Annotated in this window: 15 protein-coding genes and 1 pseudogene; 11 read left to right on the plus strand and 5 right to left on the minus strand. The window is 58.6% G+C overall.

What is annotated here, in order from left to right; translation table 11 throughout:
* The first annotated feature begins 311 nt into the window (after nucleotides 1–311).
* The 5 genes from repA (at nucleotide 312) to PMI11_RS00525 (ending at nucleotide 7179) form a co-directional block, all read left to right on the plus strand.
* Nucleotides 312–1532, plus strand: a complete 1221-nt coding sequence (gene repA / locus PMI11_RS00505) for a plasmid partitioning protein RepA (protein WP_007812135.1) — start codon at nucleotides 312–314, stop codon at nucleotides 1530–1532.
* A 193-nt stretch (nucleotides 1533–1725) separates the two neighbouring features.
* A complete protein-coding gene (gene repB / locus PMI11_RS00510; RefSeq protein ID WP_007812137.1) occupies nucleotides 1726–2718 on the plus strand; it encodes a plasmid partitioning protein RepB in 993 nt (330 codons plus the stop codon).
* 206 nt (nucleotides 2719–2924) lie between these two features.
* Nucleotides 2925–4136, plus strand: coding sequence for a plasmid replication protein RepC (gene repC / locus PMI11_RS00515; RefSeq protein ID WP_007812139.1), 1212 nt, complete (start codon nucleotides 2925–2927; stop codon nucleotides 4134–4136).
* Nucleotides 4137–4512: 376 nt separating this feature from the next.
* The gene (locus PMI11_RS00520; RefSeq protein WP_007812141.1) at nucleotides 4513–5073 is read left to right on the plus strand and encodes a sugar transferase; all 561 of its coding nucleotides are present in this window, start codon (nucleotides 4513–4515) and stop codon (nucleotides 5071–5073) included.
* A gap of 171 nt (nucleotides 5074–5244) precedes the next feature.
* Nucleotides 5245–7179 (plus strand): polysaccharide biosynthesis protein, encoded by a 1935-nt coding sequence (locus PMI11_RS00525; protein WP_007812143.1) that lies wholly within the window; start codon nucleotides 5245–5247, stop codon nucleotides 7177–7179.
* Nucleotides 7180–7219: 40 nt separating this feature from the next.
* Here the strand turns inward: PMI11_RS00525 and PMI11_RS00530 are convergent.
* Nucleotides 7220–7774 (minus strand): annotated as a pseudogene (locus tag PMI11_RS00530) (SDR family oxidoreductase).
* 206 nt (nucleotides 7775–7980) lie between these two features.
* Between PMI11_RS00530 and PMI11_RS37170 the strand changes: the two are divergent.
* From PMI11_RS37170 to PMI11_RS00555, 5 genes are all read left to right on the plus strand, one after another.
* The gene (locus PMI11_RS37170) at nucleotides 7981–8148 is read left to right on the plus strand and encodes a hypothetical protein (RefSeq protein WP_007812146.1); all 168 of its coding nucleotides are present in this window, start codon (nucleotides 7981–7983) and stop codon (nucleotides 8146–8148) included.
* A gap of 221 nt (nucleotides 8149–8369) precedes the next feature.
* Nucleotides 8370–9005: a glycoside hydrolase family 25 protein gene (locus PMI11_RS00540; RefSeq protein WP_007812147.1), complete on the plus strand. Its 636-nt coding sequence runs from the start codon at nucleotides 8370–8372 to the stop codon at nucleotides 9003–9005.
* Nucleotides 9006–9130: 125 nt separating this feature from the next.
* Nucleotides 9131–9466, plus strand: coding sequence for a hypothetical protein (locus tag PMI11_RS00545; protein ID WP_157179566.1), 336 nt, complete (start codon nucleotides 9131–9133; stop codon nucleotides 9464–9466).
* Nucleotides 9447–10094 (plus strand): hypothetical protein, encoded by a 648-nt coding sequence (locus tag PMI11_RS00550; protein WP_007812152.1) that lies wholly within the window; start codon nucleotides 9447–9449, stop codon nucleotides 10092–10094. The genes PMI11_RS00545 and PMI11_RS00550 overlap by 20 nt, the downstream gene beginning before the upstream one ends.
* Before the next feature lie 48 nt (nucleotides 10095–10142).
* Nucleotides 10143–11027, plus strand: coding sequence for a peptidoglycan-binding domain-containing protein (locus PMI11_RS00555; protein WP_007812154.1), 885 nt, complete (start codon nucleotides 10143–10145; stop codon nucleotides 11025–11027).
* A gap of 292 nt (nucleotides 11028–11319) precedes the next feature.
* Here PMI11_RS00555 and PMI11_RS00560 read toward each other — a convergent pair whose 3' ends face one another.
* The gene (locus tag PMI11_RS00560) at nucleotides 11320–12240 is read right to left on the minus strand and encodes a hypothetical protein (RefSeq protein ID WP_007812156.1); all 921 of its coding nucleotides are present in this window, start codon (nucleotides 12238–12240) and stop codon (nucleotides 11320–11322) included.
* 11 nt (nucleotides 12241–12251) lie between these two features.
* A complete protein-coding gene (locus PMI11_RS00565) occupies nucleotides 12252–14315 on the minus strand; it encodes a hypothetical protein (protein ID WP_007812158.1) in 2064 nt (687 codons plus the stop codon).
* Between the two features lie 453 nt (nucleotides 14316–14768).
* Between PMI11_RS00565 and PMI11_RS00570 the strand changes: the two genes are divergently transcribed.
* Nucleotides 14769–15464 carry a hypothetical protein gene (locus PMI11_RS00570; RefSeq protein ID WP_007812161.1) on the plus strand — a complete coding sequence of 232 codons (696 nt, stop codon included), beginning with the start codon at nucleotides 14769–14771 and terminating at the stop codon, nucleotides 15462–15464.
* A gap of 250 nt (nucleotides 15465–15714) precedes the next feature.
* Here the strand turns inward: PMI11_RS00570 and PMI11_RS00575 are convergent, their stop codons facing one another.
* Both PMI11_RS00575 and PMI11_RS00580 read right to left on the minus strand, forming a co-directional pair.
* Entirely contained in the window at nucleotides 15715–16068 is a 354-nt protein-coding gene (locus PMI11_RS00575) for a hypothetical protein (protein ID WP_007812163.1), read from the minus strand.
* A gap of 271 nt (nucleotides 16069–16339) precedes the next feature.
* Nucleotides 16340–17077, minus strand: a complete 738-nt coding sequence (locus tag PMI11_RS00580; protein WP_007812164.1) for a dienelactone hydrolase family protein — start codon at nucleotides 17075–17077, stop codon at nucleotides 16340–16342.
* Between the last annotated feature and the right edge of the window lie 389 nt (nucleotides 17078–17466).

The raw sequence follows: 17466 nt of genomic DNA on the forward strand, positions 1-17466 counted from the left end.
TAGGAATCGGTAATAGCTGATTCTTCTCAATGGGATGCGCCAGAGGCCGTCTGCGGGATCAAAATATCAGCTTTGCCGCATCGATCGAAAAAATGATGTGTGGATGGCACAGATTTGCAAGGCGAGCCGGATTTCTGTTAACTGGCGGAGATATCAGGGGAAATTGTATTCCTTCTGTCGTAAACTCATGATCGTGGCCGCTGCCGCTACAGCCCTGTTCTGTTGGAGTAGCTTGCCAGAATCGCTGCGATCGGTAATCGTCACGGATAAACAGCCGTTTCTGGTGTTTTTCCGTGATGAAAGATTAGAGCGTGAGCAAGCCACAAAGGACTTCTCGGACCCTTCAGCGTAGCGTCGATGAGACGATCGGCGCCCACGCGTCGACGATCAGTTCGCAGTTGCAGGCGATCAGCGAAGCCCTGTTTCCGCCGACCGCGAGCAAGACGCTGCGCCGCTTCACATCCGGCGAGGCGGCCAAGCTGATCGGCGTCTCAGATTCAACCTTGCGAAAGATGACGCTTGCCGGCGAAGGCCCGCAGCCCGATGTCAGCAGCAACGGCCGGCGCCTTTATTCTCTGCGCCAGCTCAATGAGCTGCGTGCCTTGCTTGCCGCCTCTGCGCGCGGTCGCGAGGCGTATGACTTCCTGCCGCGCCGCAGGGAGAACGAACATCTCCAGGTCATCGCCGTCACCAATTTCAAGGGCGGATCGGGCAAGACCACGACATCGGTGCATCTTGCGCAATATCTTGCGCTGCAAGGCTACCGCGTGCTCGCTCTCGATCTCGACCCACAGGCCAGCATGTCCGCCATGCTCGGCGTCATGCCCGAGACCGATGTCCGTTCCAACGAGACGCTCTATGCGGCAATCCGTTACGATGAGGAGCGGCGTCCCCTCTCCGAGGTCGTGCGCAATACCTATTTCGACGGCCTGGATCTCATCCCCGGTAATCTCGAACTCATGGAGTTCGAGCATACGACGCCGCGCGCGCTGATGCGCGGCTCCCGGGATGGCGAAGGCGTGTTCTTCATGCGCGTCGCCAAGGCGCTCGACGATGTTGCCGAGAACTACGACGTCGTTGTCCTCGATTGCCCGCCGCAGCTTGGTTACCTGACGCTGAGCGGCCTTTGCGCAGCAACCTCGATGATCGTGACCGTGCACCCGCAGATGCTGGACGTGGCCTCCATGAGCCAGTTTCTGCTGATGACGCATGACCTTCTCTCCGTCGTGCGCGAAGCCGGCGGCGAGCTCAATTACGATTTCATTCGATATCTGCTCACTCGCTACGAGCCGCAGGATGCGCCGCAGACAAAGGTCGCGGCGCTCTTGCGCAATCTGTTCGACGATCACGTCATGATCAATGCGATGGTGAAATCGGCAGCGGTCTCTGATGCTGGCCTCACCAAGCAAACGCTCTACGAGATCGGCCGCGAGAACCTGACACGCTCGACCTATGACCGGGCGATGGAAGCCCTTGATGCTGTCAATGGCGAGGTCGAGACGCTGATCCGGCAAGCATGGGGGCGCACGTGACGTTCTCCCTGACCGATACCGGTCTATTAGGTTTCAGCGGTACACCCGGCCTGTTGGGAGCTCCCAACAGAGGGAGCCGCCGTGTGAGCGCCTGGCAAAAATCCCTCCATCTATCGGTAGCCCAAAAGCGTGTTGGGAGCTCCCAACTGCGCTCTTCCGGCTTGCCCGCTTTTGACTGGAAAGGAGAGAATTGATGAGCCGACGCGATACCGTCAATTCGATCTTCATGCGCAAGACTGATACGCCGGCCCCTTCCGCCGGCGTCGAGAAGAACCCGGACCGCGTTCGCACCGGCGCCGTCTCGGCCATGGGTGCATCGCTGCAGGAAATGACGGAAGCTGCGCGTGCCGCCGGCCGGCTGCAGGCGCAGATTTCCTCCGGGTTTTCCGTTCTTGAAATCGACCCAGCGGATATTTCCAATTCCTCGATCAGCGACCGTATCCCGGTCGAGCGCGATGTCGATTTCGATGCACTGGTAACAAGCATTGCCGAACACGGCCAGAAGGTGCCGATCCTGGTACGTCCCGACCCTGAAGTGGAAGGGCACTACCAGATTGCCTATGGCCGTCGCCGTCTGCGTGCCGCGGCAAAGCTTGGGCTCAAGGTCAAGGCGATCGTCCAGAGCTTGAGCGACAACGAACTGGTGATTGCCCAGGGCAAGGAAAATCTCGACCGGCAGGATCTCTCCTTCATCGAGAAGGCGCTGTTTGCCCATCGTCTGGAAGAAGCAGGCTACCCCCGTGATGTCATTATAGCGGCACTCTCGACCGACAAGGCCGATCTCAGCCGTTACATCTCGGTCGCCCGTGGCGTACCGCAGACAGTGATCCTTGCGATCGGGCCGGCACCGAAGGCAGGCCGCGCCCGATGGTTGGCACTTGTCGATGCTGTCTCTTCCTCACCGAAGAAGGTCGAGGCGATCATTGAGGATGATGCCTTTGCCGATCTCGACAGTGATCAGCGCCTGCAGCGTGTGCTGTCGAAAATGGCAGCGCGCGATGCGAAGAAAGCTGCCGGAGATATCTGGAAAACACGGCAAGGACAGAAGGCAGCGCAAATCGAGCGCTCCGGCAACAAGACGCGTATCACTTTCGATGAGCGCATGGTGCCTGAATTTGCCGATTATCTCACCACCCGGCTGGATGAGCTCTTCGACGAGTTCGGCGCCGTCAGGCCACAACGATAACCGTTGGCGGGTTAAGCCGCTGACGAGGATTTGACTGTTAGGAAAAGGAGCCAATAGGCAAAGAAAAAGGCCCCCGAACAAACATCCGGAAGCCCTCTTCTCTCGTTTAGCACCTAGAGAATCGCACTTCCCGGAATCGCTGTCAAGGTTTTTGAACGCCGTTTTGGCGGGCGCCGATGATTTGCCTTTGTATAAGGTGAACCACGATGAATACGGGATTTGTGACGACGCCTTTCGGGCGGCGGCCGATGTCGCTTGCCTTGATGAGAGGTCAGCTTCAGGCCGAATCAGTTAAACCAGATAAGTCCGTCGACAAGTGGAAGGTGTTTCGCGACGTCTGCGAAGCACGTCCACTGCTCGACATTTCTGACCGCACACTCGCTGTGTTGAACGCCCTTCTCTCCTTCTATCCTGAGAACCATCTCTCCGGTGAGGCGAGCATGGTCGTCTTTCCATCCAACCGGCAGCTGATAGTGCGGGCGCACGGTATTGCAGTCACCACGCTGCGCCGGCACCTGGCGGCTCTTGTCGACGCCGGGCTGATCATCCGCAAGGACAGTGCCAACGGAAAACGTTTTGCCCGCCGCAAGACCTCCGGTGAACTGGAGGATGCCTATGGCTTCAGCCTGGCGCCGCTTCTTGCCCGCAGCGAGGAACTGGCTGCCATGGCTCAAAAGATCGAAGCCGACCGGATAGCACTCCGGCGAGCGCGCGAGCGACTGACGATCTGCCGCCGCGATGTCCGCAAACTGATCGATGCCGCAATCGGGGACGCCGTTCCCGGCAATTGGGACGAGATCGAGGCTGCCTATACCCATCACCTCGCATGCCTGCCTCGCAATCCCAAAGCTTCCGATCTGGACAGCGTGCGGCTGAAGTTCGAAGAACTACGCACCGACATCGTCAATCTGTTGACGAACTTCGATAATTTCAAAAAAACGACCGCCAGTGTGGTCCAAAATGAACCGCACATACAGAATTCAGAGATAGACTCTCTCGAATTAGAATCTTTACCGGTGGTGCAAGTGGAAACGCTACCGATTGCATCCGGGACGGTTCATCTGAACGGGACCCAGAAGATATTCCCTCTTGCCCTCATCCTGCAGGCCTGCCCTCAAATCAACGATTATGCTCAGGGAGGATCGATCAGGGGCTGGCGAGATCTCATGACCGCTGCCGTCACCGTACGGTCCATGCTTGGGATCACTCCAGAGACCTATCAGGCAGCTTGCGAAAGCCTTGGTCGGGAAAATGCCGCTGTCGTTATCGCCTGCATGCTGGAACGGGCAACCCATATCAACTCACCAGGCGGTTATCTGCGTGACCTGACCCGTAAGGGAGCGCGAGGAGAGTTCTCGCTTGGTCCGATGCTGATGGCGCTGGTACGGCAAAACAGCCCGATTGCGCGGAGGGCGTGAACACTTTCGAATAACGGTGCGATAGCTGGCCGCCGTGACCGTTCAATTGCATAGAGATGGCCGCTAAAAGACCGCAAGTGCGTAATTTTGATGCTGTCATTGGAACGATTGGAAGACACCTTCTATTTCGGAAGAAGTACAGGTGTCGGAAACGACGGCCTAGTTAACTTCCGCAATGGAAGGAGAGGCAAGTCTTCTCAATGGCTTGACTCAGGCATCGTTTCGGAAGGCGGTGGCGAAATTGCCGCAAATGCCTGAGAAACAACGCATAAAGCGCCGGGGGGCCGGAAAGGGTCGTTGACGTGAATTGGCCGGAGACGATAGGGCAAGTCAGGCCATTGAAGGCCAGAAGAGCGTGCGAAAGGCGAGGACGGACTTGAAACGGGCAGTGGATCTTTTCCTGGCTCTGGTGGCATCCCTGATCCTGATCATTCCGATCGTGGTCGTGGCGCTTTGTGTGCGCCTGACCTCTCCAGGACCGGCACTTTACTGGTCGAACCGAGTGGGGCGCCGCAACGAGATCTTCCGGATGCCGAAATTTCGCAGCATGCGGATCGACACGCCGACGGTCGCCACGCATCTGCTCGACGAGCCCTCCCGCTATTTGACGCCGATCGGCGGCTTCCTGCGAAAGTCGAGCCTCGATGAACTGCCGCAGCTCTGGTGTATCCTCAAGGGCGAAATGAGCTTCGTCGGCCCGCGTCCGGCGCTTTATAACCAGGACGATCTGATTGCGCTGCGTACGGCCGAAGGTGTCGATGCGCTGCTTCCTGGGCTGACGGGCTGGGCGCAGGTCAACGGCCGCGACGAACTGCCGATCCTGGAAAAGGTGAAGTTCGACGTTGATTATCTGCAGCGCCGCTCCTTCTTCATGGATATGCGCATTCTGGCAATGACTGTCAGCAAGGTATTGGGCAGTAAGGGCATAACCCATTGAGGCTACTACCCAAGGTTATAAACAGATTGCGTACGCGACTACCGATTATTCGGTTGCACTTGAGATCGAAAAGGACAAGAAGAAGTCAGGCTGGAATGATGGGTGGACAGTATAAACATGCATGATGATCCCTCAAATGACGGATCAAAGGCCAGCCGGTCCTGGATGTCGATGCAGGCACTGGTCGGACCGCTCTTGGCAATGCCGCGTCCGGCCAAGCGCATTCTTGCACTGATCGTCGATTCCAGCCTCTGTGTTCTCACCATCTGGCTTGCCTATTGTTTCCGTCTCAATGAATGGACGGTGTTGACGGGCGTGCAATGGCTCGCGGTTCTCGTGTCGCTGTGTCTGGCGCTGCCGATCTTCATCGTCATGGGCATGTACCGGGCGATCTTCCGCTATGCCGGCATTGCCGCTTTCCTGGCGGTGCTGAAGGCGATTGCGATCTATGGCGTTGCCTTCGCGACGATCTTCACCGCACTCAGCGTTCCCGGCATTCCGCGCACGGTCGGCATTCTGCAGCCCTTGCTTCTGTTGATCGCGATCGGCCTTTCGCGCCTCGGCATCCGCTATTGGCTCGGCGATACTTATCAGCGCATCCTGCACAAGGGCGCGATGGCAAAGGTGCTGATCTATGGAGCGGGCAGTTCCGGCCGGCAGCTTTCCGCTGCACTGACGAATAGTGCCGAACTCAATGTCGTCGGTTATCTCGATGACGATCCGAAGCTCAAGGGCGGCATCATGGGCGGTCTCCCGATCTACGATCCCGCCGACCTGCCGGAGATCGTCCAGACGCTGAATGTCCACAATGTGCTTTTGGCTCTGCCGTCTGCATCGCGCCAGCGCCGCAACGAGATCCTCGAGCAGATCCGCAAGGCGCGGGTGAATGTGCGCACGCTGCCGGATCTGACCGCCCTTGCACAGGGCCGCATTGCCGTTTCCGATATTCGCGAACTCGAAATCGAGGACCTGCTTGGACGCGAGGCCGTGGCGCCGCGCCAGGAGCTTCTCGACAAGGCGACACTTGGCAAGGTGGTGATGGTGACGGGCGCCGGCGGCTCGATCGGCAGTGAACTCTGCCGCCAGATCCTGCGCTGCAGGCCGACGCATCTCGTCCTCGTCGAGCAGAACGAATACGCCCTTTATGCGATCCATGGCGAGTTGTTGAAGCTTTCGGAACTCTATGAACAGAAGGTACAGATCGCGCCGATCCTCTGTTCGGTGCGCGATCGCGACCGCATGGGACATATCATCATGAGCTGGCGCCCGCAGACGCTCTATCATGCCGCCGCCTACAAGCATGTGCCGCTCGTCGAGCAGAATGCCGTGGAAGGCATCAAGAACAATGTCATGGGCACGCTGATCACCGCACAGGCGGCCGAAAAATACGGTGTCTCCAATTTCGTACTGATCAGCACCGATAAGGCGGTCCGCCCGACCAATGTGATGGGCGCCAGCAAGCGGCTTGCCGAAATGGTGCTGCAGGCGCTATCGGCCGAAAAGCAGGCCGGCGCGCACACCAATTTTTCCATGGTCCGCTTCGGCAATGTGCTGGGTTCCTCCGGTTCCGTCGTGCCGCTGTTTCGCCAGCAGATCAGGGACGGCGGCCCGGTAACGCTGACCCATCCCGACATCACCCGTTACTTCATGACGATCTCGGAGGCTTCGCAGCTTGTCATCCAGGCCGGCGCCATGGCAGATGGCGGCGATGTCTTCCTGCTCGACATGGGCGAGCCGGTGCGCATCGCCGATCTGGCGCGCCGGATGATCGATCTCTCCGGCCTGACGGTTCGTAGCGACGACAATCCCGAAGGCGATATAGAGCTTTCGGTCACGGGTCTGCGCCCTGGCGAAAAGCTCTATGAGGAACTGCTGATCGGCGACAATCCCGAGACGACGCAGCATCCGCGCATCATGAAGGCGCGCGAGGATTTTCTCTTCTGGCCGGAGCTTTCCAAGCGCCTGAAGGTTCTCGATGCCGCGCTTGACCGCAACGACATTCCCGCCGCCCGCCTGATGCTCGCCGAACTCGTCTCCGGCTATGCCTCGACCGGCGAGGTGACAGATCTCGCGCTGAGCGCCGCCGAGGCCAATACGGCCGCGTGATCAAAGCCCCGTTTTGCGCCGGGCTTTTTCCTTCTCAGTTTCAGGCATTCGCCCCATTGTCGACCGTCCAGGCTGCACAGGTGACCGAGCGGGCGGCTGGTGAGGTGAGATAGGCAACGACATCGGCAATCTCGCCGGGATCGGCAAAGCCCGCCGGATTGGACATGAGCCCCTTCTACTCACGCGCATGCGGGCCGTCTGCCGGGTTCATGTCCGTATCCGTCGAGCCGGGATGCACGGCATTGACGGTGATGCCGCGCGTACCGCAAGATTGCTGCCGATCGAAATGATGCGCCCGCCATCCGGCATGACCGTTAGCGCTGCCACGCCACGAAGGCCGAGCGGACATTGATCGAGAAGGTCTGATCGAAATCGTCATGCGACAGGGCCTCGATCGGCCCGGCATGGAAAATCCCGGCATTGTTGACGAGGATATCGATGCGGCCGAAGGTGCCGTCCAGGCAACGGCAGCCTCGACATCGGCGTCGTCGGACGCATTGGCCATGACGGCGAGCGCTGTTCCGCCCGCAGCCTCAATCGCCTTGACGACATTGGCGCCATCGGCCGCCAGCCGCTTGGCGATTGCCGCGCCCATGCCGCGGCTTCAGCGATCGAAGGCTTTCTCGTCAACACCGCCCGCGCCTATAGCCGCCCGGATCAGCCCCCCGGCTGCATGATCGTGCTCGGTTCCAACCCGGCGGTCAACGAAATCGAAGCGATCGGTGAGGATCTCAGGCAGCGCCGCGCCGAAAATATTAGCCAGCTTATGAAAAGATTCGAGCGGCCGTCAGCGAGGGTGAAATGACCGCCACCTTCGACTGTGAGGCCGCTGCCGTCTTCTTTGCCACGCTGCAGAATGGCATGTCGCTGCTTGCCCGTGACGGCGGCGGTGAGGCGGCGCTTATGGCTGTCGCTGGCAGCGGAAGTCCTGCCCTTGAAGGCATGACCCGCGATCATCGCAGCGGGTAACCGATATCTTTTTGGCAATCCAAGAGCCTCGAGCGTTCCGAGCGATCGTCACCCGTCAGCGTCCAGCTACTACATCGGAAGATAGACGGACTGAAAACGGCTCGCGAACTCAACTATGGGTAACGGATAGTATTTTATAAATACCAATAACTGATGATTGCAAACAAGTTGAACTTAAGCTTCAATAACAATTGCATTCTGTTCAGACGAGGTATTTTCCTATGGCTATACCTGGAATCAATGCAGTTATCGATATATCGCACCACAATACGATCACGAACTGGCAGTCGGTTGTGAACGACGGTGTATTGGCGGTCGTACATAAAGCGACAGAGGGAAGGGATTACAGGGATAAAGAGTATCATACGCGGAAGAATAAGGCGAAGACGGCCGGATTACTTTGGGGATCCTATCATTTTTCCAGCAGTGCCAATCCTTTGCTCCAGGTCGAGAACTACCTGTCCTATGCTCAACCCGCTCCGGACGAGCTTATCTGCCTGGACTACGAGCCGAGCAGTTCCGGTACGAATATGAGCTATTCTCAGATGGTCGAGTTTGTGGAGCTGATACAAAAGGAAATCGGCCGCTATCCGCTGATCTACGGCGGGCACCTCTTGAGAGAGGCGACGAAAAACGTAACGAACTCAGTTCTTTCCCAATGCCCTCTTTGGTATGCGCGATATGCAGATTCGCCTTTCGGCGTCCCGGCTTTGTGGGGCAGCTGGACACTCTGGCAATATACCGACGGCAACATCGGCCAGCAACCTCATAAGGTCAAAGGCATTGGTAACGTCGATCGCGACACCTTCAATGGGCCAAATCAGCAGGCGCTCAAGACTGCCTGGCCGCTAAGCTGAGCCAGCCGGCTCGCGCCCGATAACCGCAAACCGGTCCAGCTGCATTCGACAAGCATCGCCGCAGTGAGGGCTTTCGTGCATCACCAAACCAACCCCGGTCGATGTTATGGCCCGGAATGCTTGTGATGCCAAAGATCATTTCATGGATCGCCAAAATAGAACTGCAGGAGGACATGATGAGAGCCAGCGCAGCTGTGAACAGGGCATTGAGCGCGACCGATAAAGGAACCCGCTACGGGCTGGGTACCGGGGAAATGGACCCTGGCAATCCGTCACCGGCAGCGAACCGGAAATGTGACTGTTCCGGGTTCGTGGCCTGGTGTCTCGGCATGTCGCGAAAGACGCGGGAGGCCTTCTACTTAAAGTGGGACGGCGGCTGGATCGGGACGATAGCGGTTTCGAAGGACACTCGGGCCTTGGCAGGGATCGGAGGGCAAACCTATGCCAGCAGAGAAATTTAAGCCGGCTTTGCGGGCAGCTTTGAGAATGCACGAAATCGGCAATGATACTCCTTATCGCCTCTATTTCGCCGCCAAGGGGAAAAGCGGTGCATCGTTCGGTTTCATGCAGGGCGACCTAGCCGCAGGCCAGGTGGTTGTCACCAAAACCTTCAACGATATACTGACATCCGAGGGAATTCCGCCTTCAAAGATAAATTCCCTGCTGGCGAAATTGTCGGTCCACACTATCGGGAATCCGCTCAATCCAAGCGATACGAAGCTTGTAAATACGGCACTCGACAAACACAGAGCCGATGTCGACGAGATGGACGAAGCCATTCTCTCCGATGTGTATCAGAGCTTGGACACGTGCATTTCCGCGGCAAGCAACGGCGGTAAAACAATCAGCGGGAAAGCCATGCTCTACGCCGCCTTGTGGATCAATATGGCAGGCCCGCCCACGAAATTCCTGGACTGGCTGAAGGGAAAGGATCCTCACCTCATTCATCCGGTTCCAAAGGCGCCGGCGCTCATAACCGGCGATGACGTTCGCGCCTATCTGATGGCGACAAGCTATTACGTTTCCAATCCCGGCAACGCACCTCATCTGGACGCGTCCGTGAAAGCTGGAGAGGTGCTTCTTCCGTAGAGATCGCCTCAACTCAAGGGATCACAATCAATTCGTCGGAGAGAACTCATGCGACTTGAAGATGTTAAAAACACGGTTTTAATTTCTCAGCTTGGAGGCGACGGCGAACTGGTAAAGCAAATCCAGTTTCTGCTGACAAAGTATGGATATCTTGATCCACCCGTAGACGGCAAATTCGGTCCGGCATCGAACTGGGCGCTTACCGAATTCGCATACCGGAAAGGCATGTCGATCGGGCTCGGCCTTACGCCACAACTGGCCGAAGCGCTCCTCGACACAAAGCATGAAACCTTACCCGCACTCGCCAAGTCCGGAACCTGGTTCGACAAGGTCATCGATTACATGGTGGCGAAGGAATATTGGATCTGCCGGCATCCTGAAGCAACAAACATCGTCTATCTGGAAGGCGTCGACCCCGACGGCAAGTCGAATAACAACAAGCCAAATCAGTTCAATGATCTGCGCGTTGTGTTTTCGGTAAACGCAGGAGGCGCGCCGGTCTTTACAGTTTGGGAAGGAACGACGGAGCCGGGGCTCTTCTGGACAATGAACCCGATGAGCAGCAAGGGAGCCGCGAGGATTGCCTTCAATCAATATAAGTCCTGGAGCGTGGGCACGCATCATCCTGGCAAGGCGTCTGCACATGAAGCGCTGGTTCAGGTTGAGCCCATTCTCGTCTACCGGGATCTTAATAAGGATTTCAAGCGCCAGGGCGATCAGACGGAATTTGGCCTCTTTGCTATCAATCAGCATTGGGGATACAATGCTCCGAAAGACGATCTCGGACAAACGAGCGCCGGCTGCCTCGTTGGCCGGACAAAAGCTGGTCATCTCGAATTCATGTCGATGATCAAGTCCGACCCTCGTTACTTGGCGAATTCGACCTATCGCTTCATGACAACCGTCCTTCCCGGCAAGGAAGTCCTCAGCTAGAATCATCGTGCCGTGACCGACGAATCCAGTCTGTTGTAGAGCCGGTCGCCGGGATTGAGCGGACGGATATCGCCGCGCGAATGTACTCAACATGCACTCGAGAGCCCCCGCCACGGTGGCGGCAGCCGGAAGTTTTCTATGAGCTTTGGGCGGGTGTAGCAGCGGAGGATTGCGATTTGCAACCCGTGTGAAGGCAAGTGCCGCGGCTAACGCTGCTGAGCTTGCCAGAGGACGCCCTCGACGTGGCTTACCTCGCCGCTGGCATAAGCTCGTAAGAATTGGCGCGTGTTTCTCAGCCAGCCACATCCTGTTTCTCTGAAGGTTTGGGGCCGGCGGCGCGAATGCCGATCGCCTTGCCCAGACTATCGAACCAGAACTGTGCTCCGAGTGAGAGCGCCAGCATCGTCAGGAGCCAGCCGGCCACGTGCTTGATCCACGCCCAGGCCCTTTCTCCTTTTGACAGTGCCACTTTCTGCGCCTTTCCGTCCGCACCGGTTGTCACGGTAGTCCCGAACATCAGGCGGTCGATGTCTGCTGTTGTCCACCCGATCGGAAGGTTCTGGTCGATCTCGCCGAGGACGGCGTTGATGTCGGTGCTGGAGGAATCCTGCGTCGGGATGAGCGTGTTTGGTTTGTCCGCTGCCGCTAGGCGCTCCGCCTGGGACGACAGGGCAGCGCGAAGCGCCGGCTGCGCCCAGATCTGTCGCGCGACCTCGATGGAGTTTGCGTTCAATCCGACCGTTACGACCGCCGCAATCGCCAGGATCACGAGCTGTACGTTTCTCTTGTACCATCCTCCGAAACGGTCCATCGCGTCGTCGTACCACTGCTCCAGCGCGGCCCTCAGCTTGTCGGCATCGCCCTGGGCCTCTCTGAGAAATGGAGCCAGCGGGCCGTCCAGGGAGGGTGACGCCAACGCTTTTTCATCGGTCACGATGTCCACCAGCGCCTTGGCGAAGGCAGCTGGCGGGATATAGCTCGGCAGTTTGCCGGCAAGCGAGAGCCGCTCGATGCGGGGGTCGGCATAAACGCGCTTTGCAAGCCCCGTCATGTTGGGATCGTTGAGCATCGTCTTGATACTCGTCAGCAGATGGCGCCCCCGCCAGCTGGTAATGTTGGCGATGAGCTCCTGGACGACGCTACAGACGAGTGCCAGAAGCAGATACATGAGCGCAAGTCCGATGCCGACGTCGAGCACTGCCGAGTTCCACATATCCGTCTCCTTCATACGCCCGGAGGATCGATGGTCGGAGCGGTGAACCAGTTACCAAGCTGACGCAGGCCCGGCACGCGCCAAATCGCAGCCGGCTTTCGCGAGGCAAGCGCAAAGACGGGATTTCCCGCCTTGTCGGTCCACGGAGCGCGCCAGACGAAGAAGCGGGCGTTCTTGTCTGTCTGGCAGGCGGCGAGAATGTCGCGGACTTTGGCGACATCGAGGCCGGTGGACTTGGCGATCCCGGCCTCGTTCCTGAAATCGAACGTCGGGTTGAGCAATGCGGCCAGGACCAGTCTGATTTCGGTCTCCGTCGCGTTTGGTCGCTTCCAGGATTTCGGGAGGCTCCATTCGCTCAACTGGTCGCGTCGCACGAGATCGGCAAGAAGCGTCAGCCGGACGAAGGTGAAGACGCGTTTCTTTCCCCAGTGGAAGCCGAGTTCCATAAGACGGCGCAACCACCAGCTCGGCCCTTTCTGGGCAATCAGTGCTGCACCCAGCTTTTCGATGCGCCGTTCGATCGCGGCCTGCAGGTCATCAAAGTCCTTTTCGGTAATGCGCGGCCATTGCGGATAGTCGACCACGTCGGCCGCATCACCGAGGAGCGGTATGATCTGGAAGGTGGGCTTGTTCTCAATGTCTCTTCCGCGAAAATCCTCGTTGGCACGCGCCGCATCCGGCCAGGCTTTGACAATTTCGTTGTCTCCATGGATGACGAAGGAGTCCTTCAGGAACTTCTGGCAGTTGCGCCGCCCAAGCTGGTAGTCGTGCTCGCGAAACGCCTGCGAGAGGAAGCCGCCGAAGCCGCCAAGCAATCCGGACGCGATGGCATAAGCTTCCTCGGCTCCGCCGGGCGGCACACGATGCGGGCAGATGAGGAAGCGGCTGAAAATGCCGTCGGTTGCCGCCACAGCAACTTCCGAAGGCTTGAACTGCGTCTGGGTGCGCAGCGCCGGCAAGAGTGCCATGAGAACGCTCATCAGGTCGCCCGCCGGCTGTCCATCGGGTGGAAACAGCGGAGGCTCGGGAAATGGATCGATCATGATCACCGCACGGTCGGCCTCGGATCCCGTTCGCGGATTGGGTGTGCCTGGATCATGCATGAGGCAATAACGGGCAAATTCGAACGGCTCGTTGTTGATCAGGCCGCCATCGACCGCCGTGAACGGGAATGCACGCTGCTTTCCCCAATCCGTCGGAAATGCCGGCTTCATCCTGTCCCTGACGTAGCTCGCATCGGCAAGCGGCCAGTTCCTGCCTTCGTAATCATCGACGTTCGCGATCCATTCGCGGGCGGAAAGTCCAATCGGAAAGGCTCCGGATGCCACCGCGCCGAGCGCATAATCCTTCCATTCCGCGCTCGGCTGTCCGCCAACCAGCAGCGACTTCACGTCGAGCGCGCGCATCGTGTCGTTATCGGCAAAGGAGCTCTGGCTCGCCCAGTTCCCAAGTCCCAGCACACGATAATGGACACGGTCGCCGTGGCTCATCATGCCATAGTCGCCGCCGGTGAAGCTCACCGTGTAGGGCACGCCGCGAAGGTTGGAGATCGTTAGGTAGACGTCGAGCGTGGAGGAAACATAGGGATAAGGGGGAGTGATGGCCGAGATCTTCAGCGCGGCATCCTTGATCGAAATCAGCACCTTGCTGTTCAGAGCTGAAACGACATCGCCCCCGTCCTCCAGATCGCTGGTATCGAGAAAGTCGGATCGCCCGGTCGTCGACAGCATTTGCGGGCGGACCACCCAGGCATCGTAGAGGTTCGGCAGAAGGTACTTGTATTTCTGCGTCGAGGCCCCGCCCGGGTCCGCCGACGTCGGCTGGACGCCCCCAGCCAGAGCGACAGCGCCCAGGGCACCGGTGATCGCTCCGGCCGACGCTCCGGTAATGACCTTGATTGCAGCGCGGTGATTGGGAATTACCGGCGCCGATTCCGGATCGGCCCTTGCCACCTCCCAGGCCTCCAGCGCCTGCACCAGGAAATCGAATACCCCGGCCGAATAGGCGCCTGCCGAAATCGCGCCCGCCATCGCAAGGCCGATTTGAAATTCCGGTATCTTGCTTCCCTCCGTCATTACTGCCCTCCGACAATAAGTATCAGCCTCCGGACTCGTGTTCCGAAGTCATGTCAAGCAGATTTTGAGTACTGATTTCCCACTACAATAGAGCGAATGTTCTGCGGAAATTCAATGAGAAAGTTTATGACTTCAAACTTATTCCAGATTTAAAATCTTCCAAATAAAAATACCGGAAGTCTAAGTAAAATCTTGATTTGTCCTATTTACAATTTAAAGGAGCAATGTATCATCTGCGCTCGCTCTCGATCGCGAGCGGGCAGACGGATCCCGGACAGCATCCAGAAAAGGAACCAGAAGCTGCGACCATCAAGGTCGTCGGCAAGTCGTGCAACGTCTGGCCTTGGCTTACGACAGCATCAAACCGGGCAATTGAGCAAGCTCCTGCGGTCGCCGGTCGCCCCCGGGTCTTTGGAAGCCTCAGGCGCCTAAAACCAGCGCAACGGAGAAGTCATGATGAAACGTCCCGCTATGCTTCTGTTCCTGTCCTTGTCCCTTTTGACGGTATCCTGCACCAGCTCCATGCCGCCAAGCAGAGAAAGCAGTGCGGACCTCAATTCGACGCTCCAGTCGCTGGGTTATGAAGCGGTCGCGCTTCCGTCCACCGCCTACGGGCCGGGTTCGCTCGTGACATCGATAAAAGGGAGCGGATTTTCGGCGCCTCTCAAGCTGACCTATCTTTGCCGTCCCGACTACACCCAGAGCCCGCCACCGATCATCGACCCGGCGGAGTCGCAGAATGTCTCCCGCTCGCTGAACGGCTCGCTTTCGCTCGATCCGGCAACGCTCACAAAGATGGGTCTCGGCGCCAGCCTCTCCTATATCGACTCCGTCACGCTCAAGCTGACGAATGTCAGGGTCGAACAACTTGCCCTCGATGATCTTCATCAAATTCGCAATACGCTTGGCCCGAACTGCCAGTCTATCCTGACGGAGTATGGGAAACAGTCGCTGGCCTATCAGACACAGCAGGCCATTCGCGCGGACGTGAACTATTCGATCCAGATGAAGAAGGGCGCATCGGTCGAAGCGAAGGGGCTGGTGCTCAAGGCGCTGTTAGCCGCGTTTGGCGGCAAGATCGAGAGCAATCGGGAACTGAGCGCGAGCGGCACGGGCCTGTTCTATGGACTGGTCCTTGTCAAGGTCTGATCATCGACACAACGGCGCTAATGGCCCTACCCCACATGCACATGGCATCTGACGGTGACCGGAGTGCATTTAAGGGAACCGCAGACGAGAGCATTTCCATTTTTCTTCGAATCGCGGAAATGCTCTATCTCTTTGTTTCCATGCAATTCCGGACGCAAAATCGCGGCGCACTTCTGCTGGAATTGCTCTGGTTCCGCAAGCCCCCGGTCCGGTTTCCCGACCGAGGGCGTTTCATATCGGCCAGCAGCCGTTATCGGAGCGTCGGGCAGCCGCGGACATTGGCAAAGCTGATTTCGTCGGGACCTCGCCGCGTCCAGCCCTGGACGATCACACGCCGCGGCGTGACGTCGACGACGCGAGCGCGGCGGAAGCCGAAATCACGCGCCTTGTCCTCTGCCCATCGGGGATCGCAGCCACCGCGCGGCGGACGACCCCAACCGGGCGGCGGCGGGGGAGGCCTGCCCCAATCCCTGTCGGGTTCAAAACGCGGCGGCGGGCCTCTGTCGTAACCATCGTAATATTGCGCAGACGCGATGCTCGACGTCGAGGCTACGGTGCCAAGGGCAAGCAGAATGCCGATGGCAGATTTCGTGAAGTTGATCATCAATCCAATTCTCGTTGGGGCATACGCCTGTGAGGGTAGGGCACATCGTGGCAAACTGATGGCCAAGGGTATTGTCGCCCAATGACGAGACAATTCGCTGTGCGAGTCCAATGGGTTAATATCGCCTTCCGGCTTCAGTATAACGGCGCGCCGTTCCGCAGGACACTGCAGATGGCCCACATGATCGCCTCAGCAAAGTCTGGATACTCTATAGCAGGTCGCAGTGATCGCAGAGCCCGACCGAGGCCGGGCGGGGTCGCATTCGCTGATCTCAGCTAAGCGTTTCTGCAAAAAGTTCGAGCAGGCGTTTCCAGTGCCGCTCAGAACCCTTTTCGCTGTAGGTCTCGCCGCGGTCGGGAACGGTCCAGCCATGCGACATGCCGATATAGTTCTCGATGATGTGGTCGACGCCACCCGTGCGGAGCGCCTCTGCAAGCCGCGCGGACTGTTCGGGCGGGAAGCTGCCGTCGACGCCGGCAACGCCGACATAGACGCGCGCCTTGATGTTGCCGGCGAGGCGATGCGGGCTGTCGGGCGCCTCGCTCGCCAGATTGCCGCCGTGGAAGCTTGCGGCCGCCGCGATCCTGTTGGCATAAGCGGCCGCTGCCGTCAGCGCCCGTCCGCCGCCCATGCAATAACCAACGGCGCCGAACGGACCGGAAACGCCTTCGGCCGCAAGCGTGTCGAGGAAGGCTGCGCTGTCGCGCTTCGTCATTTCCTGCGTCGTCTCGCGGATCATCTTCATGATCTCGGCGCGCGAGGTCTCGTTACCGAAGGAAGAGCCGTCGAAGGGGCCGTATGAACCGAAGCGGTAGAAGAGATCGGGTATCAGCACGATGTAGCCGGCAGCGGCCAGACGCTCACCCATGATATCGGTCGCTTCACGCGGTCCGAGCGCATCCATGTAGTAGAGAATGCCGGGCAGAACCTTGCCCTCGCCGCCCTCGGGGCGGAAAATCGACGCCCTGGCAAGGCCGTCAGCCGTCGTGATTTCAATATCGCGTTTCATCGACCAATCCCTTTGATTTTATTGAAGCAGCCCTAAAGCCGCTGCCGCCAATCTGGCAAAGGCGGGCGACAGTCTCAAGACACGAATGCGTGGCGGCGGATCCTCGCTCACCTCTATCTCTGAGGGTCGTATCCGACCCGCGGGCCTACCGTGATTTTCGGGTCAAGCGGATCCTCCAGCCCATCCAGGCCGCCGTCAAGCCGACCGGCGCCTGGAGCGCCGCGCGTCCATTCGGACGCACAAAGGACGCTCTAACTCTCTGAATCTACATATCAGGTTTTCCGAAAATCGATTCCGATTTACGGGCCGCGAAGCTGTGGGCCGATGATTTCGAACTGTTGAGTGCGGTTCCATACTGCGCCGCGAGGGTGCTCAAACAAGGAGCGAAC

Source organism: Rhizobium sp. CF142, assembly GCF_000281145.1.
Classification (GTDB): Bacteria; Pseudomonadota; Alphaproteobacteria; order Rhizobiales; family Rhizobiaceae; genus Rhizobium.

Bases quoted from the DNA above. Each gene is read 5' to 3' on its own strand.
- repC (WP_007812139.1), top strand. From the start codon at position 2,925: ATGAATACGGGATTTGTGACGACGCCTTTCGGGCGGCGGCCGATGTCG.
- PMI11_RS00550 (WP_007812152.1), top strand. From the start codon at position 9,447: ATGCCAGCAGAGAAATTTAAGCCGGCTTTGCGGGCAGCTTTGAGAATG.
- PMI11_RS00560 (WP_007812156.1), bottom strand. From the start codon at position 12,240: ATGTGGAACTCGGCAGTGCTCGACGTCGGCATCGGACTTGCGCTCATG.
- PMI11_RS00565 (WP_007812158.1), bottom strand. From the start codon at position 14,315: ATGACGGAGGGAAGCAAGATACCGGAATTTCAAATCGGCCTTGCGATG.
- PMI11_RS37170 (WP_007812146.1), top strand. From the start codon at position 7,981: ATGACCGCCACCTTCGACTGTGAGGCCGCTGCCGTCTTCTTTGCCACG.
- PMI11_RS00545 (WP_157179566.1), top strand. From the start codon at position 9,131: ATGCCAAAGATCATTTCATGGATCGCCAAAATAGAACTGCAGGAGGAC.
- PMI11_RS00575 (WP_007812163.1), bottom strand. From the start codon at position 16,068: ATGATCAACTTCACGAAATCTGCCATCGGCATTCTGCTTGCCCTTGGC.
- PMI11_RS00555 (WP_007812154.1), top strand. From the start codon at position 10,143: ATGCGACTTGAAGATGTTAAAAACACGGTTTTAATTTCTCAGCTTGGA.
- repB (WP_007812137.1), top strand. From the start codon at position 1,726: ATGAGCCGACGCGATACCGTCAATTCGATCTTCATGCGCAAGACTGAT.
- PMI11_RS00580 (WP_007812164.1), bottom strand. From the start codon at position 17,077: ATGAAACGCGATATTGAAATCACGACGGCTGACGGCCTTGCCAGGGCG.
- PMI11_RS00570 (WP_007812161.1), top strand. From the start codon at position 14,769: ATGATGAAACGTCCCGCTATGCTTCTGTTCCTGTCCTTGTCCCTTTTG.
- PMI11_RS00525 (WP_007812143.1), top strand. From the start codon at position 5,245: ATGCAGGCACTGGTCGGACCGCTCTTGGCAATGCCGCGTCCGGCCAAG.
- PMI11_RS00540 (WP_007812147.1), top strand. From the start codon at position 8,370: ATGGCTATACCTGGAATCAATGCAGTTATCGATATATCGCACCACAAT.